We start from the raw sequence: 25,178 nt of genomic DNA on the forward strand, positions 1-25,178 counted from the left end.
CGCTACGTTGGCCGAGCGCGCCGGGCGAGGTCCCGCCGATGCGACGGGCCTCGGCCCTCGGGGACTCAGCCCACGTCGATCTTGATCTCCCGGGGCTTCACCTCTTCGACCTTCGGAAGCCGGATCTCGAGGACGCCGTCACGATACGTGGCCCGGACCCTGTCAGCCTGGACCCGAATGGGGAGCTGGATGTGCCGCTCGAAGCTTCCGGTCCACCGCTCGATGCGGTGGTAGTTCTCCTCCTTGACCTGATTGTCGAGTACCCGCTGGCCCCGCAGGGACAGGACGTCTCCGACAATGGAAAGATGGACGTCCTTCTCCTTCACCCCCGGCAGCTCCGCCGTCACGACGAGGTCGTCCTTGGTCTCGTAGATGTCGACCGCCGGAGCCCACACTTGGTCCATGGCACCCGGCCGGGCCTGTCGGCCGAAGTAGGCGTCAAAGGCCCGGTTTACCTCGGACTGGATGTCCAGAAGATCTCGGAAAGGATCCAGCCTTTCAAACCGCAGCGGCCGCCAACGCTCCACCCCCATGAGATTCCTCCTTAGGTAGTTGAGTCACTGAGAGTTATATCAGGTGATAGCTCCATTGTCAAGTCTTCGGGGGCGTCCTCATTTGTCTTGATTCGATACGGAGATTGGCTTAGGGTGAGCTATGCGTCCCCGGCGCTTCCGCCTGGCGCTCCTGGCAGCTGCCGGGTTGGCCGCCCTGGCCGGGTTCGTCCTGGCGGGTCGGTTGCTCGGTCGGCCTGACGCGGCCGTCCTCCCAGCCCACGACCCCGTCGCGGGAGTTCGAGCCCAGCAGCGGGTGGCCGAGGTCCTCTTGCGGGGCGGAGGGGTCGCCGTCGGGGACGACCCGATCATCCTGACACTGGCCGAGCTGAACGCTCTCCTCGCCCGGTATGTCGACAGCCGCCGCCTCGGTGTGCAGTCGCTCGCCGCGCGGTCTCAGGCTGGATGGCTCGAAGTGGCAGGACGGACGACCCCGCGCTCCCTGCTGACCGGGTCCGCCCTGTCGAGCCTCGTCTCCGTGTTGCCGGACGCGCTCCTCGACCTCGACCTGTGGGTCGGAGCACGAGGCCGGCTCGAGGTGCGGGAAGGGGAAGGGGAGTTCGTCGTGAGCCGGACGACCCTGGGACGGCAGCCGGTCCCCCCACGCTGGATCTGGCGGATGCTGCGCGTCGATCCCCGCCGCCAGCTCACGTGGCGCCTGCCCCGGGTCGTCGAGCGAATCGACGTCGAGCCCGACCGGCTGGTGATCCACACGCGCGCCCGCGGCAGTTAGGCGCCTGTCGGAGTAATCCGACCCGGCGCCGACCAGCGGGCGTGTCGCGGCACGAGGAGGGCTCCGAGCGGCGGCTTCGCCGCCGCCACGACGGGGGGGCTTCCGAGACCCCCCCGAAATGACCTACCGCCCGCGTGCCCGGACGAACCCCATCCGCAGTGTGGCGAGTATCTCGTCCAGAACCGCGGTCTCCTCGGAGGTCCGGTTCCCCTCCGTCTTCTCCTTGAGCATGGCGAGCAAGTCGATCGTGAACTGGGCCTGCTCGAGGTCCACGTGCGGCTGCCCGCTCATCGGATCGGGAACCTGGCCGAGGTGGACCAGGGCCTCGCTGTAGAGCATCACGCAGAACGAGGGGAGATCGGCGCGCAGACGGCCCTGGGGCGGGACCATCGTCTCCGGGCGCGGGGGCGGCGGAGCCGGCCGGGACGCGGCCGGGCGTGAGGCGGCCGGGGCCTCGGCCTCGTCCTCTCCGCGCCGGCGGCGGTCGACGACGGTGAATCCCGGATCGGCCTCTTTTTCGGGCACGCTCGTACCTCCTGGGAAGGCGGCGCTCCACATGCAGGAAACAGCGCTCTCACCGTAACATACGGGCCCGGGGACGGCAAGGAAGCGGGAGGCGGTCGGGCTGTCGCGGCGCCACGCGATTGCCTATCGCCTACGGGTGGTGTTCCGCTTCGGGGGCCGGCTTTGCCGGCGCAATTTTCCGGTCTGGGAGGGGCCCGTCGAGGCCGTAGAGGGTGCCCGAGCGCTTTCTGTATAATGGGGCCATCCATGCAGGGCTCCGACCCTGGCCAGCGATTCGTCGAACTACTCGCGGTGATGGCCCGACTCCGAGACGAAGGGGGATGCCCCTGGGACCGCGAACAGACCCGGGAGAGTCTGCGTCCGTTCCTCGTCGAGGAGGCGTACGAGGTGCTCGAAGCCCTCGAGTCGGACGAGGCGCCGCGCATCATGGAGGAACTGGGCGACCTCCTGTTCCAGGTCGTGTTCCACACCAAGATCGCCCGGGAGCGGGGCGAGTTCACGATGGCCGATCTCCTGGCGGCGCTGACGGAGAAAATGGTGCGGCGGCATCCTCACGTCTTCGGTGATCGCGTGATCGGCACGGCCGCCGAGGCCCTCACCCAGTGGGAAGCGATCAAGCAGGGGGAAGGCGCCACGCGCCGCTCCGCACTCCACGGTATTCCCCGGAGCCTGCCGGGACTTCTCCGGGCCCAGCGCATCCAGCATCGTGCCTCCCGCGTCGGCTTCGACTGGCCGGACCCGCAGGGCGCGCTCGAAAAGGTCCGGGAAGAGGTGGCCGAACTCGGTACCGCGCTCGAGGCGCGGGCGCCGGAGCGCATTCGGGCCGAGATCGGGGACCTCCTCTTTTCCGTGGTAAACGTGGCGCGTCTTGCCGGGACCGACCCCGAGGCGGCGCTCCAAGACACCGCCGAGCGATTCTCTACCCGGTTCCGGCACATGGAAGACGCCGCCGACGCGGAGGGTCGCGAGCTGCGCTCGCTCACGCTGAGCGAGATGGAACGGTTGTGGCTCGAAGCCAAGGCTCGGGAGAGCTGAGGGTGCCCCCGCGGATCGATTCCGGAGCCGGAAACAGAAGCGCCCCCGAGGAGAGCGCGCGATGAAGGTCAAGGTCGGGCGGGCGGACGTCGTCCTCGAACGTGGGGACATTACCGAGTACGAGGTGGACGCGATCGTCAACGCCGCCAACAACCACCTCTGGATGGGGGCGGGAGTCGCCGGGGCCATCAAGCGGAAGGGCGGGACCATCATCGAGGAGGACGCGGTCCGGCAGGGTCCGATCGAGGTCGGCGACGTCGTCGTGACCACCGCCGGCAACCTGCCGGCCGGCTACGTGATCCATGCCGCGGTGATGGGCCAGGACCTCAGGTCCGGTTCCGAGGTGGTGCAGCGGGCGACGCTCGCCACGCTGCGCCGCGCCGAGGAGATGCGGCTGCACAGCCTGGCGTTTCCCGCGTTCGGCACCGGCGTGGGACGGATGGCGCCGAAAGAATCGGCCGAGGCCATGGTCGGCGCGCTGCGGACGCACTTCAGCGAAGTGCCGGAGTCGACGATCCGGCGCATCCACCTCGTCCTGTTCCAGGACGACACCTACCAGGCGTTCGGCGCGGCGCTGGGAGGAAGCGGCGCCCGGCGCGTGGGCTGAGCTCCTTAGTGGCACGACCGTTGCATCCGGGGCGACCTCCCGGCGAGCGCGAAAAAGGTTGCGTTCTCGGCGCGCGTGGCGGAGAAGATTAGGCCACGCGAGTTGCCATGGCCAGGATCCTCGTCGCCGACGATGCCCCCGCTGTGCTGGACGTTCTTCAAGATGCCCTGACGCTGGCCGGTCACGAGGTCATCCGGGCGACCTCCGGGACCGAGGCCCTCCGGAAGTTCCAGGAGACCCGGCCCGCCCTCGCCGTCCTCGACGTGATGATGCCCGACCTGGACGGCCTGCTCGTCCTGGAGTCGATTCGCCAGGTCGATGCGCAGGTCCCGGTGATTCTCATTACGGGAGTCGTCGGGGAAGCATTAGGTCGCAAAGTCGAGCATTATCGCTCGGTGGCCTTCTTCGAGAAGGGCTCCGGGCTGGACCGCTTCATCGAGCTGGTCAACAAAACGCTTGGCGTTCCCGGCAAAGCCGGGCCATAATACTCCACTTTTCTCTTAAGCTCTCGCCGGCCGCACGGGCCGGACGGGATGGAGCGGCTTGCTGTCATGAACCCGCGTCTGCTCGAGCTTCTCGTCAAGGAAAACCTGCTGACCGCCGAGCAGGCCCAAAAGGCCACGGCGGAGCAGCGGAAGTCCGGCGATCGCCTCGCCAGCATCCTCAAGCGGCTGGGGTTCCTCAGCGACGAAGACCTCCTCGACTTCCTGAGCCGCAAGTACGGCATCCCGGTGATCAACCTCCAGCGCGTCGAGGTGACGGAGGAGATCATCCGGCTGGTCAAGAAGGAGGTCGTCCAGAAGTACCAGGTGTTCCCGGTCCGGAAGGTGGGCAACACCCTCACCCTGGCCCTCTCCGACCCCACCGTCGTCCTCGCCATCGACGACGTGCAGTTCGCCACCGGGCTCCACGTGATCCCGGTGCTCGCTTCCGAGACGGCCATCAAGGAGGCGATCGACAAGAACTACGTCGACAGCGCGGCCAAGCTCGACGAGATCCTCAAGACGGAGCAGCAGGTCGGGGGCGACAAGATCGAGCTGGTCGACAAGGCGGCGAAGGTCGACATCAGCGAGATGGGCGAGGAGGCCGGCGAGGCGCCGGTCATCCGCTTCGTCAACCTGATCCTGGCCGACGCGATCCGCAAGCGGGCCTCCGACATCCACCTCGAGCCGTACGAGAAGGTCTTCCGGGTGCGGTACCGGATCGACGGCGTGCTCCACGACGTCATGGCGCCGCCGAAACAGATGGAGGCCGCCATCCTCTCGCGCGTGAAGATCATGGCCAACATGGACATCGCGGAGCGCCGGCTACCCCAGGACGGGCGCATCTCCGTGAAGTTCTCCAGCAAGGAGGTCGACCTCCGCGTCTCCTCCCTGCCCACGATCTTCGGCGAGAAGATCGTCATGCGGATCCTGGACAAGTCCGGGGTCGTGCTCGACCTCCAGAAGCTCGGGTTCGAGGAAGACGACCTGGAGCGGTTCCGGCGGGTCATCCAGACCCCCTACGGGATGATCCTGGTGACGGGGCCGACCGGGAGCGGCAAGTCCACCACGCTCTACGCCGCCGTCTCCACCATCAACTCGGCCGATATCAACATCATGACGGCCGAGGACCCCGTCGAGTACAACCTGCCGGGCGTCAACCAGGTCCACGTCCGCGAGGACATCGGGATGACGTTCCAGCTGGCCCTGCGCTCGTTCCTTCGCCAGGATCCGGACGTGATCCTGGTCGGGGAGATGCGCGACACCGAGACGGCGTCGATCGCCATCCGGGCGGCGCTGACCGGCCACCTGGTCTTCTCCACCCTCCACACGAACGACGCCCCCAGCACGGTGACCCGGCTCCTGGACATGGGGATCGTGCCATTCCTCGTCTCCTCGTCGCTGCTGATGGTGGTGGCCCAGCGCCTCTGCCGCCGGATCTGCGTGGAGTGCCGGGAGCCGATCGAGCTGCCCTTGTCGGTCCTGCTCGACGTCGGCTTCAAGCCGGAGGAGGCCGAGGGGGTCAAGGTCTACAAGGGGACCGGATGCTCGGCCTGCGCGAACACGGGGTACCGGGGACGCATGGCGATTCACGAGATCCTGTACATCAACGCGGAACTCCAGGAAGCCATCGTCAAGCAGCGGCCGGCTAACGAGCTGAAAGAGGTGGCCACGAAGCACGGCATGCGGACCCTCCGCCAGTCGGGGCTGCGCAAGGTGTCGATGGGCATGACCACGCTGGACGAGATCATCCGCGTGACATTCGCCGATTGAGTGACACGGGCGCGACGGCCCCGGCGCGGGTTCCCACGGTAGCAGGCCGTGAGCGGGTCGCGGGCGTCGCGACCCGGTCGGGAGAGGGAGGAGCAAGCACGTGACAATGCGGGACCTGCTGATCGCGATGGCCGAGCGCAACGCGTCCGACCTCCACATCACGTCGGGCGCGCCGCCGACCCTCCGGGTGCACGGCCATCTGGTGCCGCTCGAGTATCCTCCGCTCACGCCCGACCAGACCAAAGCCCTGGCCTACAGCCTGATCACGACGGAGCAGCGGGAGCGGTTCGAGGCCAATCACGAGCTCGACTTCTCCTACGGGATCACCGGGCTCTCCCGGTACCGCGTCAACATCTACCAGCAGAAGAACGCCGTCGGCATCGCCATCCGCTCGATCCCGCATCAGCCGAAGGTGTTCGAGGAACTGGGGCTGCCGGCCGACATCTGCAACACGCTCATCTCGAAGCACAAGGGGATGATCCTGATCACCGGCCCCACCGGTCACGGGAAGACGACGACGATGGCGGCGATGATCGACAAGATCAACAAGACCCGTGACGTCCACATCGTCACCGTGGAAGACCCCCTCGAGTACCTGTACGACCACAACAAGGCGCTGGTGAACCAGCGCGAGGTGGGTCAGGACACCCATTCCTTCCCGGCGGCGCTGAAGTACGTCCTCCGTCAGGACCCGGACGTCGTGCTGATCGGCGAGATGCGGGACCTCGAGACGATCCAGGCGGCGCTGACCATCGCCGAGACGGGCCACCTCACCTTCGCCACCTTGCACACCAACTCCTGCGCGCAATCGATCGACCGCGTGATCGACGTGTTCCCGCCCCACCAGCAGTCTCAGGTGCGGGCCCAGCTGGCTCTCGTGCTGGAGGCGGTGTTCAACCAGCTCCTGATCCCCCGGAAGGACGGCCGCGGCCGGATGCTGGCCATGGAGATCCTGGTCGCCACGCCGGCCATCCGCAACATGATCCGGGAAGAGAAGGTGCACCAGATCTATTCGGCGATGCAGGCCGGCCAAAAGTTCGGGATGCAGACCATGAACCAGGCGCTGGCCAATCTGTACCTGCGGGGGCAGATCAGCCGGCAGGAAGCGATCTCGCGAAGCCTCTACCCGGAGGAGTTCTTGCGCCTGATCGAGCAGCCCGCCCAGGTAGGCTCGCGGTAAAGGACGTCAGAGGAGGCTCACATGCCCACGTTTACGTACAAGGGGGTGAACGCCGGCGGGGGGGCGGTGAACGCCGAGATCACCGCCGCCGACGAGCGGACGGCGGCTCGCCAGCTCCGCTCCCAGGGGATCACCGTCCAGAGCATCGCCGCCAAGCGCGCCGCGGCCGCCGGGATCGACCTCTCGTCGATCCCGGTGCTCGGCAGCTTCTTCGGCGGGGTCCGCTCCAAGGACGTCTCGGTCTTCACCCGGCAGTTCGCCACGATGATCAGCGCCGGCCTGCCCCTCGTCCAGTGTCTCCAGGCCCTCGGCCAGCAGGCCGAGCGGAAGCGCTTCCAGGACATCATCGCCAAGGTCTCGGCCGACGTCGAGGGCGGCGCCACGCTGTCGGAGGCGATGGCCCGCCACCCGAAGGTCTTCGACGAGCTCTACGTCAACCTGGTCCACGTCGGGGAAATCGGCGGTGTCCTCGACAGCATGCTGGCGCGGCTGGCCGTCTACATGGAGAAGGCCGACGCCCTCAAGCACCGGGTCAAGATGGCCACGGTGTACCCCGTCCTGGTCGTCACCGTGGCCATCGGCGTGGTCACCTTCCTGCTGATCTTCATCATCCCGATCTTCTCGAGCTTCTACGAGAAGGCCGGGGTGCCCCTCCCGGCGCCGACCGCCTTCGTCGTCGGCGCGTCCAACTTCATCCGCAACTACTGGTACGGGATCATCGGCGTGGCGGCCGGGATGTTCTTCGCCTTCCGCGCGTGGTACGGGACCGACCAGGGCAAGACCACGGTCGACCGGTTCCTCCTCCGGGCGCCGATCTTCGGCGTCCTGCTCCGGAAGATCGCCGTCGCCCGGTTCACCCGCACGCTGTCGGCGCTCATCAGCGGTGGCGTGCCGATCCTGGACGCCCTCAAGATCACGGCCAAGACCGCGGGCAACCGGATCGTGGAGAACGCCGTCATGGAGGCGCGGGAGCGCGTGACCGCCGGCCAGACCCTGGCCGAGCCCCTCCGGCAGAGCAAGGTGTTCCCGGCCATGGTCGTGCAGATGGTCTCGGTCGGCGAGCAGACCGGCGCCCTCGACAACATGCTCGCCAAGGTCGCCGACTACTACGAGGACGAGGTCGACGTGGCGGTCTCGGGGCTGACCGCCCTGCTCGAGCCGATCATGATCGTCTTCCTCGGCATCGTGGTCGGCGGCATCGTCATCTCGATGTACCTGCCCATCTTCCAGGTCATCACCCTCGTGAAGTGACGGGCCGCCAACCCATGGCCCTCACCGACCAGAGCTAGCGGAGCCCGCCTGACGCCGGCGCTCCCCCCCAGGGTGACCTGAGCGCGCCGGGCGACCGGCGACCTCACGATGGCGCAGCGTAGCGAGACGCAGAACGCCGTCCGCTGGCTCATCATCATGCGGGCGGGCGTGACGACGCTGCTGTTCGTCTCGGTGGCGGGCGTCTACCTGTGGGGCTATCTCGCCTTTCCCTTCGGACCCTTCGCGGCCGTGGTGGGGGCCAGCTGCGCGCTGTCCGTCGTCTCCTGGATCCTGGCCCGCTGGATCGGTGGCTCCACCCGGTTCGCCGAGATCCAGATCTACCTCGACATCCTGCTCGAGACGGCACTGATCTATGTCACCGGCGGGACGTTCAGCCTGTTCACGTTCATCTATCTCTTCTCCATCCTGGCCACCAGCATCGTGGTGACCCCGCGCCGGAGCTTCGTGACCGCGGCGGTCAGCGTCCTCTGCCACGGTCTCCTCCTGGACCTGCAGTTCTACCGGGTGATTCCGCCCGTCGGGCAGTTCGCGGCGCGGCAGGACGTGGTCGCCGAAGGGAGCTTCACGATCCTCCTGATCTCGGCCAACGTGTGCGCCTCCTTCACGGTGGCGTATCTGGCGACCTACCTGGCCGAGCAGCTGCGGCAGGTGCGCTGGCAGGCGCGCCGGACGGAGGCCAGCCTGGCCGAGCTCCAGGTGCAGCACGAGGACATCGTCCAGAGCGTGTCGAGCGGGCTGGTGACCTTCGACCGGGATGGGCGGACGCTGACCGCGAACCGCACGGTGGAGACGCTGAGCGGTCGCGCCCAGCGCGAGCTCCAGCGACACCCCTTCGACCGCATCTTCCAGCAGGCCCCCGCGTTCTCCCAGCTCTGGGATGACCTCCGCACGTGGATGCGCCAGCCCTGCCGGTTCCCGGCCAACCTCGTCCGAGCCGACGGGTCCGTGATCCCGATCGGGGTCAGCGCCTCCCTGCTGCGGCACGGGTCCGGTGAGCCCATGGGCGTCATCTGCTCCTTTCAGGACCTGTCGGACATCAAGCGTATGGAAGCGCAGGTGCGGCACGCCGATCGGCTAGCCGCCATCGGGCGGCTGGCGGCCGGGCTCGCCCACGAGATCCGAAACCCGATCGCATCGATCCGGGGCTCCGTCGAGGTCCTCCGCCAGAATCTCAAGCCCCAGGGCGCGGACCGCCGGCTCATGGACATCGTCCTCCGGGAGTCGGACCGCCTGGACGGCACCATCACCGAGTTCCTGGAGTTCTCGCGCCCGCGGCGCCGGGAGCCCGTGCTGACGGATGTGACCGCGATCATGGACGAGATCCTGCTGCTCCTCGGCCAGCAGGCCGGCCACGCGCTGCGGACGGTCAAGGAGTATCCCGACGGAACCGTCAAGGCGTACGTCGATCCGGCGCAGGTCCGCCAGGCCCTCTGGAACCTCTGCCGCAACGCCGTCGACGCGATGCCGCAAGGCGGAACGCTGCGGGTGGCGGCCCGCCTGAACCGGGCGGCCTGGAATGGTCGAGGCGTGGTCGAGATCGTGGTCGAGGATACCGGGCCGGGGGTGGCGCCCGAGCACCTCCCGCACATCTTCGAGCCTTTTTACACGACCAAGCCGGACGGGACCGGGCTGGGTCTCGCCATCGTGCACCGCATCATCGAGGAGCACGAAGGGGAGATCCGCGTGGAGACCCGGGAGGGCGGCGGCGCGCGATTTGTGGTGGCCGTCCCCGGCGTGGAGCTCTAGCCAACGCGATGCGGAGAAACGCCATAGCTCGTGAGTCGTACCCCGGGGGGGTCCCCAGAACGCTCGGAGGAATGCGTCGAGGAGCGTCCGAGCGGCGGCTTTGCCGCCGCAACCCCTCTTGGGGGGAGGCTTCGGAGGGGGCCGTGGAGGCCCCCTCCGATGAACGAGCCCGTGGCTGAACGGCTGCTGATCGTCGACGACGAACAGAGCATGCGGGAGTGGCTCACCATCGCCCTCTCGCAGGACGGGTTCGAAGTCGAGAGCGCGGGCACGGGCGAAGAGGCCCTGAAGGTGCTCGAGCAGACGGCGGTGGATCTCGCGCTGGTAGACCTCCGCATGCCCGGCCTGGACGGCCTGGAAACGCTGCGTCGCGTCAGGCAACTGGACGAGTCCGTGTCGGTCGTCATCATGACGGCCTACGCGACCGCCGAGACCGCCGTGCAGGCCCTCAAGGAAGGGGCCTACGACTACATCATCAAGCCGTTCAAGGTGGACGAGCTTCGCCACCTCGTCCAGAAAGCGCTCGAGGAGCGGCGCCTCCGGGGCGAGAACCTCCGGCTCCGACGGGAGGTCGAGCTCCGGTACCACTTCGGCAACCTGATCGGCAAGAGCCCCTCGATGCAGGAGATCTTCTCCACCATCGGCCGGCTCGGCGACAGCAAGGCGACCGTGCTGGTGACGGGCGAGAGCGGCACGGGCAAGGAGCTGGTGGCCAAGGCCATCCACTTCAATTCCAGCCGCAAGCTCAAGCCTTTCGTGACGGTGAACTGCGGCGCCATCCCCCACGAGCTGATGGAGTCCGAGTTGTTCGGCCACGTGAAGGGGGCGTTCACGGGCGCGGTGGCGGCCAAGCAAGGCCTCTTCGAGGTCGCTGACGAGGGGACGCTCTTCCTGGACGAGGTGAGCGAGCTCCCCCTGCATCTCCAGGTGAAGCTGCTCCGCGTGCTCGAGGATCCCGAGATCCGGCCGGTGGGCGGCGTGAAGCCGGTCCGGGTGGACGTCCGCATCGTCGCCGCGACCAACCGCGACCTGCCTCAGGCGGTCGCCGGCAAAGCGTTTCGAGAGGACCTCTTCTACCGTTTGAACGTGATCTCGGTGCGGGTTCCGCCGCTTCGGGAGCGTCGCGAGGACATCCCCCTCCTGGCCAGCCACTTCCTCGAGAAGTTCGCCGGGGTGGCCGGCGCCGCGCCCAAGCTGATCTCGCCGGAGGCGCTGTCCGCGCTGGAGCGCTACGCCTGGCCGGGGAACGTCCGGGAGCTCGAGAACGTGATCGAACGCGCAGTCACCCTCGAGCCGGACAGCGTGATCCGGGTGGAAAGCCTCCCGGAGCTCTTGCGGGTCGGGTCTGGACCGGAAGTCACCCGCATCGAGCTGCCCCCCGACGGGCTCGATCTGGACGCCCTGATGGCCGGGATCGAGCGCGACCTCCTGAGCCAGGCCCTCCGCCGGGCCGACGGCGTCCAGAGCCGGGCGGCCCAGCTCCTCCACACCAGCTTCCGCTCCTTCCGCTACCGTCTTCAGAAGTACGGTCTCGACCGGGAGTGACTGACAAATTTTGTCAGTCGCTGCTGGTTTTCCGCGGCTCTGACAATCGGTCAATCGAGACGAGGGGTTGGTAGCCAGACCCCGGCCCGGAGGGGAGGTGGCGGACTGGCCCATTTCGCGCCAGGTCTCGTCCGACTGAGCTATAAGTGCCTTAAAAATCAGGCGTCTCTCGAGGGCACAGGAATTGCTCTACCCCCGGTGGCTTCGGCGCTGTGCCGGGGTTTGGGGCCCAGTAACCCTCACGCGAGGAGGATCTTCATGTTCTGTCGCTTCAGGGACCAGCGCGGTGTGACGCTGGTCGAGCTGATGGTCGTGGTCGCGATCATTGCCATCATCGCGGCCATCGCCATTACGCTCTACCAGGACGTCCAGAAGAAGGCCAAGCTGGCCGCCGACCAGGGCGTCATCGCCGCCATGCGGTCGGCCATCGCGATCTATTACGGCCAGCACAACGGGAACTTCCCGGGCGCGCCTGGGAAGTACGTGACGCCGAGTCCGCCGGTCTTCCAGTGCGCGGGCTTCGGTTACACGTATGACAGCGCGACCGGGTTGGTCACCGTCTCCGGGAACCTGGCGTCGGGCTGCTAAGCCCAGCCACGGCGGGCCCAGGCGTCTCGCGAGGGGCGCCTGGGGCCTGTCGCGCCGCCCCAGGAGGCGGCGACGTTCGAGCTGAGATCGCGGGCCACAGGGTAGTGGTGGCGGTCGGGCGAAGAGAATCCCGGGCGTCCCCGCGAGGCGGCCTGGACAACAACCAGCAGGCGAGGAGGGGAACGGTGTTCAGAACGGTACGGAACCAGCGCGGTGTGACGCTGGTCGAGCTGATGGTCGTGGTGGCGATCATCGCCATCATCGCGGCCATCGCCATCACGCTCTACCAGGACGTCCAGAAGAAGGCGAAGCTGGCCGCCGACCAGGGCGTCATCGCCGCCATGCGCTCGGCCATCGCGATCTATTACGGCCAGCACAACGGGAACTTCCCGGGGGCGCCCGGGAACTACGTGACGCCGAGTCCGCCGGCTTTCCAGTGCGTAGGCTTCGGCTACACGTACGACAGCGCGACCGGTTTGATTACCGTGTCGGGCAACCTGGCGTCAGGCTGCTAGGTGAATCACGAGGCGATCCTCCGGCGCGCCTGTACGGGCGCCGGGGGCTCCTCATGCGCGGGTCGGGTCGACGGGAGGTCACAGTGGGCGCGGGCGTCAGAGATCAGCGCGGGATCACGTTGGTGGAGCTGATGGTCGTGGTCGCGATCATCGCCATCATCGCGGCCATCGCCATCACGATGTACCAGAACGCGGTGGCGAAATCCCGGTACGCTGCGGATCAAGGGCTCCTGGGCGCCATGCGGTCGGCGATCGCCATCTACTATGGCCAGCACAACGGGAACTTTCCGGGAGCCCCCGGGGCCTACGTCAACCCGAGTCCCCCGATCTTCCAGTGCACGGCCCTGACCTATTCCTACGATTCCGCTACGGGTGCGCTGTTGGTGACCTCGGGTAACACCGTGGCCGACTGTCCGTAGCGGCTGGAGTCTTCGCGATGTCGCAGGTCGGGATGCCAAGGATCACGCCGGGAGTCGAGCTGTCGATCGTCATCCCCGTGCTCGACGAGGCGCCGAGCCTTCCTCTGCTCTATCGGGAGCTCACGGACGTCCTGGAGGGCATGCGGCGGTCCTACGAGCTGATCTTCGTCGACGACGGCAGCCGGGACGAGTCCTTCCCCATCCTCGAGAAGCTCTACCGGCAGGACGACCGCGTCCGGGTGTTCCAGCTCCGGCGGAACTTCGGGAAGGCGGCGGCCCTCTCGGTCGGCTTCGCGCACGCTCGCGGCGAGGTCATCGCCACGCTGGACGCCGACCTCCAGGACGATCCGGCCGAGCTGCCGCGGCTCCTGTCCGCGCTGGAAGAGGGGCGCGACCTCGTCTCCGGCTGGAAGCTACGGCGGCAGGACCCCGCCTCGAAGCGCTGGCCGTCCCGGCTGTTCAACGCGGTGACCGGCCGGTTGACCGGGCTCCGGCTCCACGACTTCAACTCCGGCTTCAAGGTCTATCGGCGCGCGGTCGTGGAGGAGCTGCGGCTCTACGGCGAGCTCCATCGTTTCATCCCGGTGCTCGCGGCTCGGCGGGGCTTCGTGGTCGGCGAGGTGCCGGTCAATCATCGCTCGCGGCGGTTCGGCACCTCGAAGTACGGGGCGGCCCGGTTCGTCCGGGGCTGCCTGGACCTCCTGACCGTGCTCTTCCTGACCCGCTACACGCGGCGGCCGCTCCACCTGTTCGGGGGGCTCGGACTTCTGAGCCTCGGCGTCGGCCTGGTGGCGAACCTCTACCTGAGCGCGCTGTGGGTGGCCGGGGTCCGCCCGATCGGGAATCGTCCGCTCCTGGCCTTCGGTGTCCTCGCCATCCTGGTCGGGATCCAGTTCCTGTCGCTGGGGCTCCTGAGCGAGCTCGTCCTGAGCTTTCAGGCCCGCAGCAGCGAAGACGTCTCCATTCGCTCCCGGCTCGGCTGAGCCGGGCCGATGCCCGCGGCATGCGCTCGCAGCGACAACGAGGCGAAGTACCGCTCGCGGAACCCGGTCGTCCGGCATCTGGTCGGCCGGTTCCTGACCGGCATCGGTCGGCTGGTGGCCGAACGCGCGCCGGCGCGCGTGCTGGAGGTGGGGTGCGGCGAAGGCGTCGTCATGCGGTATCTCCGGGACGGCCGTCCGGACCTGCGGATCGACGGGGTCGAGCTGGACCCCGAGGCGGCCGGGCGGGCGCGCGCCCGGAACCCGGGCAGCCTCGTGCTGCAGGGCGACCTCTATGCCCTCGGCGTGGCGAGTCGCGCCTACGACCTCGTGCTGTGCCTGGAGGTGCTGGAGCACCTGCAGGACCCCGCGCGGGCGCTCCTGGAGATCCGACGCGTCGCGCGGCGTCACCTGATCCTGAGCGTGCCGCATGAGCCGTTCTTCCGACTCGGCAACGTTCTCCGTGGAAAGAACCTCGTCCGACTCGGCGACCCGAGCGACCACGTCCAGCACTGGGGCAAACGGGAATTCGAGGCCTTCTGCCGCCGACACCTCCACGTCGACCGAACGATCCTCGCCTTCCCCTGGCTCATCGTCGCGGCCTCCGTCTGATCGGCGGGTCCGGCCGGCGCTGATCCTCGTCCTCGCCCTGGCGGCGGCGGTCCGCGTGGGGGGCCTGTCCTACGGCCTCCCCTACTTCGTCCACCCGGACGAGAGCCTCCTGGTCCCGATCGCGATGGGGGTGCTGGCCGGCGACCCCAACCCGCACTTCTTCAACTGGCCGAGCCTCTACATGTACGTGCTGGCCGGGGTGTTCGCGGCCTACGGGCTGGTCCTCCGGCTGACCGAGGGCGTCTCCGTGGTGGCCGCGTTCGTGCGAGACCCCGTCCCCTTCTACCTGCTCGGTCGGGTCGTGACGGCGACCCTGGGTACCCTGACCGTGGGGTTGTGCTATCGGCTCGGCGCGCGGCTGTACGGCCCGGGGGTCGGGATCGCGGCGGGCCTCTTCCTGGCCGTCAATCTCCAGCACGTGGTGGACTCCCACTTCGCCACCGCGGATGTGCCGGTGACGTGCCTCGTGCTGGCCGCGATGCTGGCGACGGTCGGGTACTGGGAGCGGGGGCGGCTCTCGACCGCGTTCCTGGCGGGGGTCCTCGGCGGGCTGGCGGCCTCGGCCAAGTACAACGGGGCCCTGGTGGGAGCGGCCTTCCTGGTGGCCCACGCCCTCCGGTGGCGGACGAGCGGGGCGTCCTGGCCCGGCCTGATCACCGGACGGGTGCTCCCGGTGTGGCTCGGAGGCGCCGTCGTCGGTTTCCTCGTGGGGACGCCGTTCGCGGCGCTGGCGCCCGGAGAGTTCCTGCGCGGCCTCTTCGGCGAGGTCCGCGCCATCGGCACGGTGCAGTTCGGCAACGAGGGCGACCTGCCCGGCCTGGCCTTCCACCTCTTCCACTCGTTGCCCCAGGCGATGGGGGCGGCATCGCTCCTCTGCGCCGGGGCCGGGTTGGCCGTGGCGCTCTGGCGCCGGGGCCCGGCGGATCTGATCCTGCTCGCTTTTCCGCTGCCCTATCTCGGCATCATCGCGACCTGGGACTCCCGGTTCGAGCGCTACACGGTTCCGTTGCTTCCCCTCGTGAGCATCCTGGCCGCGGTGGGTGTGGCCACGGTGGCCTCCCGGGTCGGGCGTCGGCGCGGCCTGGTCTTCGCCACCCTCGCCGTTCTGGTGGCGGCGCCGGCGGCGGCTCGCGTGCTCTATTTCGAGATCCTGTTGGCCCGCCCGGACAGTCGGGAAGTCGCCGGCCAGTGGATGGAGAGGAGCCTCCCGGCCAGCAGCCGCGTCGCCATGGAGCCCTACTCGCCCCCGGTGTCCTGGACAGACGCGGCCGGCCGCGTGCAGCGGGTGACCAGCCCGCCCCTGGGGAGCCCACCCACCGGGCTCGCGCCGAAGCTGCCGCGGCCGCGTCCCGCGCCATGGGTGTCGGGGTTGCGCATCGCGCCCCTGGTCGAGTACGACTTCGAGGCCCTGCGGGCTCGCGGAATGACGTACGTCGTCCTCTCGAGCTTCATGTACAAGCGCCACACGGGCGCCTGCGCGTCGTTCCCGGCGGCCTGCCGCTTCTATCGTGATCTCGATGCGCGAGCGACGCTCGTCTACGCGATCGAGCCGATCCCGGAGGACCGGCGGCTGTGGATGGGCGACATCTACGCGCCGGTCAGCGACGTCTTCGCCCGGACGCGGCCGGGGCCCATCATCAAGATCTACCGCCTGCCGGGAGCTTGACGTGCGCACCCCCGGGATGTGGACCCTCGGCGCCGCGCTCGCCGTCGGCCTCGCCACGCTGGTCCAGATCATGCCCATCACCGACACCGATCTCTGGTGGCTCCTCAAGGCGGGGGAGCACATGGTGGCGACGCGATCGCTGGTGGCCACCGATCCGTTCTCGTGGACGGCCCCCGGCGCCTTCTGGCTCAACCACGCGTGGGGGTTCGAGCTGCTCCTGTATGGGGTCTATGCGCTGGCGGGATTCTCCGGGCTGATCGCCCTCCAGGCGGGGTTCGCGCTCGCCACGTTCGCGGTCATGTGCTGGACCCTCCGCCGCGAAGCGGTCCCCTTCGCCTGGGCGTCGATCCTCATCGGGGTCGCCGCGCTGGCGACGCGGGGGTTCTGGTCCCCGCGTCCCCAGGTCGTCACCTATCTCGGCCTGGCCATCCTGTGGGCGATCGTGTGGGAATACCGGGAGGGCCGCCGCGACTGGCTCGCCTGGCTGCCCCTGCTGATGCTCGTCTGGGTCAATCTCCACGGCGGGTTCCTCATCGGGCTGGTGGTGCTCGGGCTGGCGACGGTCGGACTGGCGGTGGACCGGTTGTTCGATGCCGGAGACGAGGCGCTGGCCCGGCCCCGGCTCGGCCGGATGGCCACGGTGTGGCTGGGGTGCCTCGCCGCCACTTTCGTGAATCCCTTCCACGTGCACGCGCTCGTCTTCCCGTTCCTGGTGGCCGCCGACCATACCGCGAAAGAGATGATCATCGAGTGGTTCTCGCCGGCGTTCCAGTACCCCCAGCTCCGGCTCTTCGAGGGCCTGCTGCTCTTCTTCCTCGCGGCCCAGCCGGCCGCCCGCCGCCGGCCGCGCCTCGTCGATGTCGGCACGCTCGTCGTGTTCGTCTATCTCACCCTCGACGCCACCCGGAACATCCCGCTCTTCGTCATCGTGCTCACGCCGCTCGCCGGCCGGCTCGGCCTGGAGGCCTGGACCCGCCTCCTGCCGGCCATCACGGGTCTCGACGCGGAGCGGCGCCGGCGGGCCTGGGCGGCCGTCGGGCTCGGCCTCCTGGTCCTCCTGGTCGGCGTGCGGGATCTCGGGCGGGTGCCGCTCCGGTCGCTCAGGCCCGAATGGGGCGTGGCGGACGTCTTTCCCGCCGGGGCGGCGGACTTCCTCCTCGCCCACCGGTTGCCCGGCCGCGTCTACAACGACTACGGGTGGGGCGGATACCTGACCTGGCGCCTGTTCCCGCACTATCGGATGTTCATCGACGGCCGCGTCGCCGTGTTCCCCCCGGACATCCGGGAGGACTTCATCACGATCAACAACGCGCGGCCGGGATGGCGGGAAGCGCTGGAGCGCCGGGACATCGGGATCATGCTGGTTCGGCGCGGGACCGCGCTGGCCTCGCTCATGCGCGAGGCCCCGGGCTGGACCGTCGCCTACGAGGATCGGCACATGGTGGTGTTCCAGCGGCCCCCGAGGCACTCCGCGTGAGTCCCCGGGCCGATACCCGTCGCCCCGGGTCGTCCTCGGTCGTCGGCGGGCCTCAACGTATGCGGCATACGCCTCGGCCCGTCTCCTCCCTGCGTCCTACCGGGGCTCGGGTCTCGCCCCGGGGGCTGCGATGCGCGACTCGCGGCGCGAACAACAGGCACTCCGCGTGAGCTTCCGGGCGTGGCCGTGCTAGCGGGGACGGCGTCGAGCCTGCGCGCGGAACCCGGGCGTGGCGGGAGGCTCCCGCGCGCGGTCGCCTGGCTCCTCTACGGCCTGACCCTGGGTGTCGTCTTCCTGGTCGCGCTCTCCTCGCTGACGCGCTTCGACTTCTGGTGGTACCTGAAGTCCGGCGAGTACATCCTCCAGACCCGGAGCATCCCGGGCGGCGACCCCTTCTCGTTCACCGCCCAGGGGCGTCCCTGGATCAACCACATGTGGCTGACCCAGGTGATCCTCTACTGGCTCTACGAGAGCGTGGGGCGCATCCCGATCATCATCGGCAAGAGCCTCCTGGTGGCGGCCACCTTCGGCATCGTGCTGGCGACGTGCCTGCGCCGCGGCGCCCACCCCGTACTCGCGGTGCTGCTGGTCACCCTGGCGGCCCTGGCCGGGAAGGGATACTGGCACGTCCGGCCTCAGATCATCACCTATCTCCTGATGGCCAGCTATCTCTACCTCTTGCGGGAAGGCTGGGAAGGCCGACTCCGCACGCTGATCTGGCTCCCGCTCCTCATGGTGGCCTGGGCGAACCTCCACGCGGGGTTCGTCACCGGCCTCGGGCTCCTGGGGGTCATCACGGTCGGAGCGGTGCTCGAGCGGCTCCTCGCCCCCGAGCGCCCCGACTGGCGCCCGGTGGGCGTCCTGGTGCTCGTCTCCGCCGTCACGGCGGTCGCCACCCTGTTGAACCCGTTCGGGCTCCGGGCGGTCCTCTTCCCCTTCGAGGTGGTGTCGACCCGGGAGTTCATGCGGACCACGATCGAGTGGTTCTCGCCGAACTTCCACGATCCCCAGTACCGGCCGTTCGAGGCGATGATCCTCCTCTCGTTCGCCTCGCTGGGGCTCGGGAGCGCCCGCCTGCGGGTCACCGATGTCCTCCTGGTGCTGACCTTCACCCATCTCGGCGTGTCGTCCATCCGCCACATCCCGCTGTACGCGGTGGCGGTGACTCCGGCCCTGGCCGACGCTCTCCACGGCGCCGTCGAGCGCGTGTGGTCCTGGCGGGGCGCGTGGCTGCGCGGTCTCGTCCAGGCCGGGGAGGCGCGGCTCCCCTCGATCTGGCCCCTGTTGCGCGCGCCCCTCGCCCACGCGGCCGCGGCCGGGGTCATACTGGTGGCCCTGCTCGCCGGGTACGGCGCCCTGGCCCGCGAGCCCTGGACGAGCCCCTTCGTCCAGGACCTGAACGAGTTCGCGTACCCGAAGCGGACCGTGGAGTTCATGAAGCGCGAGCACGTGCCGGCGCCGCTCTTCAACGTCTACGTGTGGGGGGGATACGAGCTCTGGCGGCTCTATCCCGACTATCAGGTATTCTTCGACGGCCGCACTCACGTCTACGGCGAACGGATCGTGGAGGACTACCTGGAGGTCGCCTCGCTCAAGCCCGGCTGGAGGGCCGTGCTGGACCGCTGGAAGATCCAGTCGGTCCTCACCCATCCGGGCTACGCGCTGAGCGAGGCGCTCTATGCCAGCCCCGAGTGGCGGCTCGTCTTCGTCGATCGGGAGGCGCTCCTGTTCGTCCGGAACGTCCCGACGCACCAGGCCTTGTTCGATCGGATCGGGCCGGTGGACCGCCCGGCGTCGACGGCGCTGATCCGCCCCGCCCTCGACTCGGCCTTGCAGGCGGCGGAGCGGGGCGACGACGACGGCGCGATCCGGCGCTTCCGGGACGTCCTTTCCCTGGATCCGGAGAACCCGGTGGCGCTCTACAGCCTCGGTCTCCTGCTCGACCGTCGGGGAGATCGGCCCGGGGCCGAGCGCCTGTGGCAGGAGCTCCAGCGCTCGTCGGCGGGCACCGAGCTGGCGGCCAAGGCCGCCCGCGAGCTCGCCCGTCGCCCGTGAGCTGACCGGCGCCTGGCGGCCATGCGGCCCAACCGGATCGGACTCTGGCTCTTCCTGGGGAGCCTGCTCCTCTACAACGTCAACATGCGCGAGATCAGCTCGGCCGACACGATGGGCACCCGGCTCCTTCCGCTGGCTCTGATTCAGGAGCTTCGCCTCGACCTCGACAGCTTCTTCCGCGATTACCCGGCCGGGCGCCCGCTGCCGTACTGGGTGCAGCACGTGCGCGGCCACTACCTCTCGAGCTACCCGATCCTTCCGGCCTTGATGGCGGCGCCCGTGTATCTCGTCCCGCTGAGCCTGTTCACCGGCGGCTCGCTCGCGCTGGTCAATGTCCTGGCCAAGCTGAGCGCGACGGTCTTCGCGGCGCTCTCGGTCCTCGTCGTCTATCTCGCGCTGCGGCAGCTGGCCCGCCCGCCGGTGGCGGCGGCCATCGCATTCGTGTACGCGGTCGGGACGTCGACCTGGTCGGTCTCCAGCCAGGGGCTGTGGGGGCACGGCCCGGCCCAGCTCTTCATGGCCGCCGGCCTGTACGGCGTGCTCCGCGCAGAGGCGGATCGGCGCGCCGCGATCTGGACCGGGATCGCCGCCGGCCTCATGGTGGCGAGCCGGCCGACCACCGGGCTTCCGGCCCTGGCCTTCATGGCGTACCTCGGGCACCGCGACTGGCGGCAGGGGGCCGTGAGCCTCCTCGGCTTTCTGGCCGTCACGGTGCCCGTGACGGCGCACAACCTCTGGTACTTCGGCTCGGTGCAAGGCGGCTACGCCCAGCTCCACGCCACCCACGCGCTCTTCCACGGCGTGGGCGGGGCCTGGACGCCGTCGGTCGGTGCCGGCCTGCTCGGAATCCTGGTCAGCCCGAGCCGGGGGCTCCTCGTCTATTCGCCGGTGCTCGCCTTTGCGCTGGCCGGGCTCATCCTGTCGCTCCGGGACGCGGGCCCGCGGCGGCCGTTCTTCGCGTACATGGCCGCCGCCACCGGAGGCAGCGTGGTGATGCTCGGCACCTTCGCCGTCTGGTGGGGCGGGCACTCGTTCGGCCCCCGGCTCCTCACCGACGTGCTGCCGCTGCTCGCCCTCTTCCTGGTGCCGGTGTGGCCGCGGCTCGAGACGTCCCGGCTCCTGACCGCCGCCTTTCTGCTCGCGTTCGTCCTGTCGATCGGCGTCCAGGTCGTCGGCGTCTTCTATTACCCCTCGCCCCGACGGGTCGACTGGAACTGGACCCCGCAGAACGTGGATTTCGCGCACGAGCGTCTGTGGGACTGGCAGGATACGCAGATCCTGAGGCTCCTGCGGAATGGCCCCCGCTCGCCGGGGTTCGAATCCGTGGGTTGACTCGAACCGTAGAGGGTGTCGGAAACCGAGCGGCGGGAGGGTCCACGTGGAGCCGAATTTGTCTCGCGGGCGAGCGCGGCTCGCTCTGTTAAAATATCGGGTCACATCCGTGTGTGAGGCGACCGGCAAGGCGGCCGCATGAGAGATCTGATACAGGCCGTGGTGCTCGAAGGCCAGCAGGTGCGCGTGACCGCCCGTGACCCCCTGCCCATCGAGGCGAAGGCACTGGCCGTGGCGGCCGCCATTCGCGTGTTCGACCGGTACCCCGTCGTCGATCGGCTCCTCCTGACCGTCGGGGAGGACGAAGTCCGCCTCTCACGGGAGGAGGTCGAGCGGCTCGTCGGCCCGGAGGGGTTTGCCCGGCTCAAGGACCGGGAGGGGGCTCGCGAAGTCCTCACGCGCGCCATCCAGGCCTATGCCGCGGAGGGGACGCCGTGACCGTGGCGCTTCCGGGCGGGCTTCCCCCCCTGTTCGCCTGGTCCGTGGTGGTCGCGCTGGCGGCGGTGCTGGGCAGCTTCCTGAACGTCTGCATCTCCCGCCTTCCCCGTGGCGAGAGCATCGTGTCGCCTCCGTCCCACTGCCCGCGCTGCCAGACGCCCATCCGGTACTACGACAACATCCCGCTCGTCTCCTTCGCGCTCCTCGGGGGTCGCTGCCGGGCGTGCCGGGAGCCGATCCCGTGGCGGTACCCGGTGGTGGAGGCGTTGGCGATCGGGATCGGGCTCCTGGCGCTGTGGCACTTCGGACCCACCTGGGCGGGCCTCCGCGTGTTCGTCCTGGGCCTCGCCCTGGTCGCAGTGACGTTCATCGACCTCGAGACGCGTCTCATTCCCGACCTGATCACGCTGCCGGGCATCGTGGTCGGGCTCCTCTTCCACCTCGCCTGGGGGCCCTGGCGCGTCGTGGACGGACTCCTGGGGTGCGTCGTCGCGGGCGGGCTCTTCTATCTGATCGCCTGGCTGAGCGAGCTGAGTTTCGGTCGGGAAGGGATGGGCGGCGGTGACATCAAGCTGGCGGCGATGATGGGCGCGTTCCTGGGGCTCGGGGGCGTGCTCGTCGCGATCTTCCTCGGGGTCATGGCCGGAGGGATCATGGCCCTGGGGCTCCTGGGCTTCGGTCTCAAGCGCTTCGGGCAATACCTGGCCTTCGGACCGTTTCTCGCGGTGGGCGGCCTCATCGCCGCGTTCTGGGCCGGGCCCATCCTCGACTGGTACCTGGGGTAGCCGACCATGGCAGACCCCTCGGCGGCCGTCCAGAACCCGGGGCCGGCGTCGGCCCCCCGCTCGGCCGCAAGCGACACCCGGCGGGCGCTTTTGCTCGCCGTGGGTCTCTGCGTGGCGTTGCTGCTGGCCGTGGTGAGCTACCTGGTGCTGCCCTATCCGGCGCTGATCGCGGCCGTCTTCCTCCTGGGCGCCCTGCTCCTCGGCGCGCTATACCGCTCGTTTTCCCTGGCCCGGCCGCCCGAGCCCGCGGGTCCTCTCTCGCAGCCGGCAGCGGCGACCGCCAGCCCGGGCGACGTCGGCCCGGAGCTCGAGGCCATGATCGCGGCGGCCCGCACGGACGAGGTCGATACGTTGATGCGGGAGTTCACCCGCATCCTCGGCGTCCTCCAGCAGCAGGCCTCGCAGGTCCAGGACTATGCGGGGCGCTTCGAGGCCATGAACGAGGAGCTCCGGAACGCGAACCTCCGGCTGCGCGAGCTCTCGCTGACCGACGAGCTGACCGAGGTGGGAAACCGGCGGAACTTCGACGTGCGCATGCGGGAAGAGATCAACCGGTCGACCCGGTTCGGCCACGCCTTCAGCCTCCTGCTCCTCGACATCGACCTCTTCAAGAAGTTCAACGACGAGTACGGGCATCCCCAGGGCAACGTGGTGCTGCGCGGGCTGGGGTCGCTCATGCGGTCGATGTCGCGGGAGGGCGATGTGCCGTGCCGGATCGGCGGCGAGGAGTTCGCGTTCATCCTGCCCGAGACGGTCAAGCCCGACGCGACGCTGTTCGCCGAGCGCATGCGCCGCGGCGTCGAGGCCACCATCAAGACGCCGGAGGGCGAGCACTCGGTGACGGTGAGCATCGGGCTGGCGGCCTTCCCCGAGGACGGCAAGTCCCCCGAGGACCTCGAGCGGGCGGCCGACGAGGCGCTCTACGAATCCAAGCACGCGGGGCGAAACCGGGTCACCGCGTATCACCGTAAGTGACCATGCCTAAAGGCTAAAAATTAGCATATATAAGTTGACAATCGACGGGCATGTGAGCGATTCTGATTGGTCGCCTGAGAACCCGGTCGGTCGGGAGAGGGAGCGGTCGATGAAGAAGAGATGGAGCGAGGCGGGAATGACCCTCGTCGAGCTTGCCGTCATCCTGGTGATCCTGTCGATCCTGGCGGTCGCGCTGTATCCCAGCCTGGGGAACGTGCTCAAGGTCACGGCGTCCAAGGGCGCGGCCGAAGAGGTCGCCGGGGCGGTCCGCCTGGCCCGGCAGTATGCGATCACGCGGGGCTCGAACCACTGCATCGCGTTCTCGGGGTCGCCGAACACCACGTTCACGATCAAGACGGCCTCCACCGACAGCGCGTGCGACGGGGGTGCGATCCAGCCCGCGCAGGCGATCGGTCACGGCCTGGCGGTCGTCTCGCCCACCAACCTGTCGATCATCTTCAACGGGGTGGGCAACGTGAGGAACTTCGCCCCCGGGAACCCGACCGTGACCCTGACCGTCGACACGACCCCGTCGACCTGCGCGAACAACGTCCTGGTCACGCTGTACGGTGGTGTTCGCGTGAGCCAGGGCACCTGCTGAGGAGGGCGCCATGACACGGAACGAGCGGGGCGTCACCCTCCTCGAGCTTCTGGTCGCGATGATGCTGCTCATGGTCGCCCTCCTGGGCCTGGCCGCGTCCTTCCCCCTGGCGATGTTCGGCGTCACGACGGGAGGCTACCAGACGACGGCGACCCTCCTGGCCCAGGCGGCGGTCGAGCAGGCCAAGGCCACCCCCTACGCCGGGCTCAATGGGATGGCGGGCGTGAGCACGGGCGCCCCGCCGTGCTCGAGCGGCGACTACTACGTGGTCACCGGCTACTCGGGCTTCAAGCGGTGCATCAAGGTGCAGGTCGGGGCCCCCACGGCCACCAGCACCACGGTGACCGTCGTGGTGCGCTTCACCGGGGGCCAGGGGCTCAACGACACCACCCTGGCCACCATCTTCGCGCAGTAAAGGGGGGGACCATGCGCCACCACGTCGGATCTCCGCTCCGCGACCAGCGCGGCGTCACGCTGACCGAGCTGGCGGTCACCCTCGCGCTGTTCGGCATGATCATGGTGGGCGTCCTCGGGACCTGGCAGAAGACCCAGGAGGCCTACTTCGTCGGCTCGGACGCCGCCGAGGTCCAGCAGAACACGCGGGCCGCCATCGACTTCATGGTCCGCGAGCTGCGGGCGACCGGCCGCGACGTCACCGTCTGCGCGTTCGACTACGAGGGCCCCGGCACCCTCGACTGCACGGCCACCAAGGTCGACGCGTGCCGCAACGCGCCCAAGAACCTGGGGGCCGGGGGGTACACGGCCAACGGCTGCCAGAGCATCTTCGCGATCCCGTTCGCGGACGCCACGGCGACGACCATCCGGGTCCGCTCCGACCGGAACGACAACGGAACCATCGCCGGCACGGCCAACTCGGGCGGGACGGACCTCGGCGAGGAGAACGTCCTCTACCAGCGGGAGACGGGGGGGAACTGCCCGACCGGCGTCGCCGCCTGCATCACCCGGGACGACGGGACGGGGCCGGTGGCGATGGTCGCGATCGACATCACCGGGCTCACCTTCACCTACTACCCGCGGTCGGGCTTTCCGTCGAGTGCCTCGGACACGACGTGCCTCGACGTCACGATCCTGTGCAACGTGCCCTTCCCGCTGCCGTTCTCGGCCGACGCCACCCACACGGCGCAGGAGAAGGCGGACAACATCGGCCGGATCCACATCCAGGTCGTGGCCCAGACCACGATCGCCGGCCAGCTGGTCAACCGATCGCTCGAGACGGACGTCGTGCTCAAGAACCGTTTCTAACCGAAGCTGCAGGTCGGGACTGG

The 25,178-nt window shown here is 69.0% G+C and carries 26 protein-coding genes; 24 read left to right on the plus strand and 2 right to left on the minus strand.

All coding sequences use genetic code 11. The annotated features are described in order from the left end of the window. Positions 1–65: 65 nt before the first annotated feature. Positions 66–404: an Hsp20/alpha crystallin family protein gene (locus VGW35_23120; protein HEV8310564.1), complete on the minus strand. Its 339-nt coding sequence runs from the start codon at positions 402–404 to the stop codon at positions 66–68. 250 nt (positions 405–654) lie between these two features. On the opposite strand from VGW35_23120, the gene VGW35_23125 reads away from it, so the two are divergent. Beyond that, positions 655–1,284 carry a hypothetical protein gene (locus VGW35_23125; protein ID HEV8310565.1) on the plus strand — a complete coding sequence of 210 codons (630 nt, stop codon included), beginning with the start codon at positions 655–657 and terminating at the stop codon, positions 1,282–1,284. A gap of 123 nt (positions 1,285–1,407) precedes the next feature. Here VGW35_23125 and VGW35_23130 read toward each other — a convergent pair whose 3' ends face one another. Next, positions 1,408–1,809, minus strand: a complete 402-nt coding sequence (locus tag VGW35_23130; protein HEV8310566.1) for a DUF1844 domain-containing protein — start codon at positions 1,807–1,809, stop codon at positions 1,408–1,410. 246 nt (positions 1,810–2,055) lie between these two features. On the opposite strand from VGW35_23130, the gene mazG reads away from it, so the two are divergent. From mazG to VGW35_23245, 23 genes are all read left to right on the plus strand, one after another. Beyond that, complete coding sequence (mazG, locus tag VGW35_23135; GenBank protein HEV8310567.1) at positions 2,056–2,844, plus strand: nucleoside triphosphate pyrophosphohydrolase; 789 nt, start codon at positions 2,056–2,058, stop codon at positions 2,842–2,844. A 61-nt stretch (positions 2,845–2,905) separates the two neighbouring features. Continuing rightward, on the plus strand, positions 2,906–3,451 hold the full coding sequence (locus VGW35_23140; protein ID HEV8310568.1) for a macro domain-containing protein: 546 nt from the start codon (positions 2,906–2,908) through the stop codon (positions 3,449–3,451). A 107-nt stretch (positions 3,452–3,558) separates the two neighbouring features. Next, a complete protein-coding gene (locus VGW35_23145; protein HEV8310569.1) occupies positions 3,559–3,936 on the plus strand; it encodes a response regulator in 378 nt (125 codons plus the stop codon). Between the two features lie 66 nt (positions 3,937–4,002). Next, the gene (pilB, locus tag VGW35_23150; GenBank protein ID HEV8310570.1) at positions 4,003–5,706 is read left to right on the plus strand and encodes a type IV-A pilus assembly ATPase PilB; all 1,704 of its coding nucleotides are present in this window, start codon (positions 4,003–4,005) and stop codon (positions 5,704–5,706) included. A gap of 106 nt (positions 5,707–5,812) precedes the next feature. Beyond that, positions 5,813–6,886, plus strand: coding sequence for a type IV pilus twitching motility protein PilT (locus tag VGW35_23155; protein ID HEV8310571.1), 1,074 nt, complete (start codon positions 5,813–5,815; stop codon positions 6,884–6,886). Positions 6,887–6,907: 21 nt separating this feature from the next. Further along, a complete protein-coding gene (locus VGW35_23160; protein ID HEV8310572.1) occupies positions 6,908–8,137 on the plus strand; it encodes a type II secretion system F family protein in 1,230 nt (409 codons plus the stop codon). Between the two features lie 108 nt (positions 8,138–8,245). After that, a complete protein-coding gene (locus VGW35_23165) occupies positions 8,246–9,904 on the plus strand; it encodes an ATP-binding protein (protein HEV8310573.1) in 1,659 nt (552 codons plus the stop codon). Between the two features lie 171 nt (positions 9,905–10,075). After that, on the plus strand, positions 10,076–11,449 hold the full coding sequence (locus VGW35_23170) for a sigma-54 dependent transcriptional regulator (protein ID HEV8310574.1): 1,374 nt from the start codon (positions 10,076–10,078) through the stop codon (positions 11,447–11,449). Positions 11,450–11,707: 258 nt separating this feature from the next. Beyond that, positions 11,708–12,037, plus strand: coding sequence for a prepilin-type N-terminal cleavage/methylation domain-containing protein (locus VGW35_23175; protein HEV8310575.1), 330 nt, complete (start codon positions 11,708–11,710; stop codon positions 12,035–12,037). A gap of 185 nt (positions 12,038–12,222) precedes the next feature. Further along, complete coding sequence (locus VGW35_23180) at positions 12,223–12,552, plus strand: prepilin-type N-terminal cleavage/methylation domain-containing protein (GenBank protein ID HEV8310576.1); 330 nt, start codon at positions 12,223–12,225, stop codon at positions 12,550–12,552. Positions 12,553–12,635: 83 nt separating this feature from the next. Beyond that, entirely contained in the window at positions 12,636–12,971 is a 336-nt protein-coding gene (locus VGW35_23185) for a prepilin-type N-terminal cleavage/methylation domain-containing protein (protein HEV8310577.1), read from the plus strand. Between the two features lie 17 nt (positions 12,972–12,988). Beyond that, positions 12,989–13,954 (plus strand): glycosyltransferase family 2 protein, encoded by a 966-nt coding sequence (locus VGW35_23190; protein ID HEV8310578.1) that lies wholly within the window; start codon positions 12,989–12,991, stop codon positions 13,952–13,954. Positions 13,955–13,963: 9 nt separating this feature from the next. Further along, the gene (locus VGW35_23195) at positions 13,964–14,563 is read left to right on the plus strand and encodes a class I SAM-dependent methyltransferase (GenBank protein HEV8310579.1); all 600 of its coding nucleotides are present in this window, start codon (positions 13,964–13,966) and stop codon (positions 14,561–14,563) included. Positions 14,564–14,618: 55 nt separating this feature from the next. Continuing rightward, positions 14,619–16,229: a glycosyltransferase family 39 protein gene (locus tag VGW35_23200; GenBank protein ID HEV8310580.1), complete on the plus strand. Its 1,611-nt coding sequence runs from the start codon at positions 14,619–14,621 to the stop codon at positions 16,227–16,229. A gap of 1 nt (position 16,230) precedes the next feature. Next, the gene (locus VGW35_23205) at positions 16,231–17,706 is read left to right on the plus strand and encodes a hypothetical protein (protein HEV8310581.1); all 1,476 of its coding nucleotides are present in this window, start codon (positions 16,231–16,233) and stop codon (positions 17,704–17,706) included. A 180-nt stretch (positions 17,707–17,886) separates the two neighbouring features. Continuing rightward, the gene (locus VGW35_23210; protein HEV8310582.1) at positions 17,887–19,761 is read left to right on the plus strand and encodes a hypothetical protein; all 1,875 of its coding nucleotides are present in this window, start codon (positions 17,887–17,889) and stop codon (positions 19,759–19,761) included. Between the two features lie 21 nt (positions 19,762–19,782). Beyond that, positions 19,783–21,093 carry a hypothetical protein gene (locus VGW35_23215; protein HEV8310583.1) on the plus strand — a complete coding sequence of 437 codons (1,311 nt, stop codon included), beginning with the start codon at positions 19,783–19,785 and terminating at the stop codon, positions 21,091–21,093. A 138-nt stretch (positions 21,094–21,231) separates the two neighbouring features. Then, positions 21,232–21,531 (plus strand): hypothetical protein, encoded by a 300-nt coding sequence (locus VGW35_23220; GenBank protein HEV8310584.1) that lies wholly within the window; start codon positions 21,232–21,234, stop codon positions 21,529–21,531. After that, positions 21,528–22,316 carry a prepilin peptidase gene (locus VGW35_23225; protein ID HEV8310585.1) on the plus strand — a complete coding sequence of 263 codons (789 nt, stop codon included), beginning with the start codon at positions 21,528–21,530 and terminating at the stop codon, positions 22,314–22,316. Before VGW35_23220 ends, VGW35_23225 begins: the two co-directional genes overlap by 4 nt. 6 nt (positions 22,317–22,322) lie before the next feature. Then, the gene (locus VGW35_23230) at positions 22,323–23,291 is read left to right on the plus strand and encodes a GGDEF domain-containing protein (GenBank protein ID HEV8310586.1); all 969 of its coding nucleotides are present in this window, start codon (positions 22,323–22,325) and stop codon (positions 23,289–23,291) included. 109 nt (positions 23,292–23,400) lie between these two features. Then, complete coding sequence (locus VGW35_23235; protein ID HEV8310587.1) at positions 23,401–23,892, plus strand: GspH/FimT family pseudopilin; 492 nt, start codon at positions 23,401–23,403, stop codon at positions 23,890–23,892. 10 nt (positions 23,893–23,902) lie between these two features. Next, the gene (locus VGW35_23240) at positions 23,903–24,307 is read left to right on the plus strand and encodes a prepilin-type N-terminal cleavage/methylation domain-containing protein (protein ID HEV8310588.1); all 405 of its coding nucleotides are present in this window, start codon (positions 23,903–23,905) and stop codon (positions 24,305–24,307) included. 11 nt (positions 24,308–24,318) lie between these two features. Further along, positions 24,319–25,155: a prepilin-type N-terminal cleavage/methylation domain-containing protein gene (locus VGW35_23245; protein ID HEV8310589.1), complete on the plus strand. Its 837-nt coding sequence runs from the start codon at positions 24,319–24,321 to the stop codon at positions 25,153–25,155. Positions 25,156–25,178 lie beyond the last annotated feature (23 nt).

The organism is Candidatus Methylomirabilota bacterium, assembly GCA_036005065.1.
Lineage (GTDB): Bacteria > Methylomirabilota > Methylomirabilia > Rokubacteriales > DASRDR01 > DASYQW01.

Excerpts from the sequence above, each read along its gene's own strand:
- VGW35_23120 (HEV8310564.1), bottom strand. The coding sequence starts at position 404 with ATGGACCAAGTGTGGGCTCCGGCGGTCGACATCTACGAGACCAAGGAC.
- VGW35_23195 (HEV8310579.1), top strand. The coding sequence starts at position 13,964 with ATGCCCGCGGCATGCGCTCGCAGCGACAACGAGGCGAAGTACCGCTCG.
- VGW35_23240 (HEV8310588.1), top strand. The coding sequence starts at position 23,903 with ATGACACGGAACGAGCGGGGCGTCACCCTCCTCGAGCTTCTGGTCGCG.
- VGW35_23155 (HEV8310571.1), top strand. The coding sequence starts at position 5,813 with ATGCGGGACCTGCTGATCGCGATGGCCGAGCGCAACGCGTCCGACCTC.
- VGW35_23245 (HEV8310589.1), top strand. The coding sequence starts at position 24,319 with ATGCGCCACCACGTCGGATCTCCGCTCCGCGACCAGCGCGGCGTCACG.
- VGW35_23125 (HEV8310565.1), top strand. The coding sequence starts at position 655 with ATGCGTCCCCGGCGCTTCCGCCTGGCGCTCCTGGCAGCTGCCGGGTTG.
- VGW35_23230 (HEV8310586.1), top strand. The coding sequence starts at position 22,323 with ATGGCAGACCCCTCGGCGGCCGTCCAGAACCCGGGGCCGGCGTCGGCC.
- VGW35_23175 (HEV8310575.1), top strand. The coding sequence starts at position 11,708 with ATGTTCTGTCGCTTCAGGGACCAGCGCGGTGTGACGCTGGTCGAGCTG.
- VGW35_23165 (HEV8310573.1), top strand. The coding sequence starts at position 8,246 with ATGGCGCAGCGTAGCGAGACGCAGAACGCCGTCCGCTGGCTCATCATC.
- VGW35_23220 (HEV8310584.1), top strand. The coding sequence starts at position 21,232 with ATGAGAGATCTGATACAGGCCGTGGTGCTCGAAGGCCAGCAGGTGCGC.
- VGW35_23215 (HEV8310583.1), top strand. The coding sequence starts at position 19,783 with ATGCGGCCCAACCGGATCGGACTCTGGCTCTTCCTGGGGAGCCTGCTC.
- VGW35_23190 (HEV8310578.1), top strand. The coding sequence starts at position 12,989 with ATGTCGCAGGTCGGGATGCCAAGGATCACGCCGGGAGTCGAGCTGTCG.
- mazG (HEV8310567.1), top strand. The coding sequence starts at position 2,056 with ATGCAGGGCTCCGACCCTGGCCAGCGATTCGTCGAACTACTCGCGGTG.
- VGW35_23160 (HEV8310572.1), top strand. The coding sequence starts at position 6,908 with ATGCCCACGTTTACGTACAAGGGGGTGAACGCCGGCGGGGGGGCGGTG.
- VGW35_23140 (HEV8310568.1), top strand. The coding sequence starts at position 2,906 with ATGAAGGTCAAGGTCGGGCGGGCGGACGTCGTCCTCGAACGTGGGGAC.
- VGW35_23145 (HEV8310569.1), top strand. The coding sequence starts at position 3,559 with ATGGCCAGGATCCTCGTCGCCGACGATGCCCCCGCTGTGCTGGACGTT.
- VGW35_23235 (HEV8310587.1), top strand. The coding sequence starts at position 23,401 with ATGAAGAAGAGATGGAGCGAGGCGGGAATGACCCTCGTCGAGCTTGCC.
- pilB (HEV8310570.1), top strand. The coding sequence starts at position 4,003 with ATGAACCCGCGTCTGCTCGAGCTTCTCGTCAAGGAAAACCTGCTGACC.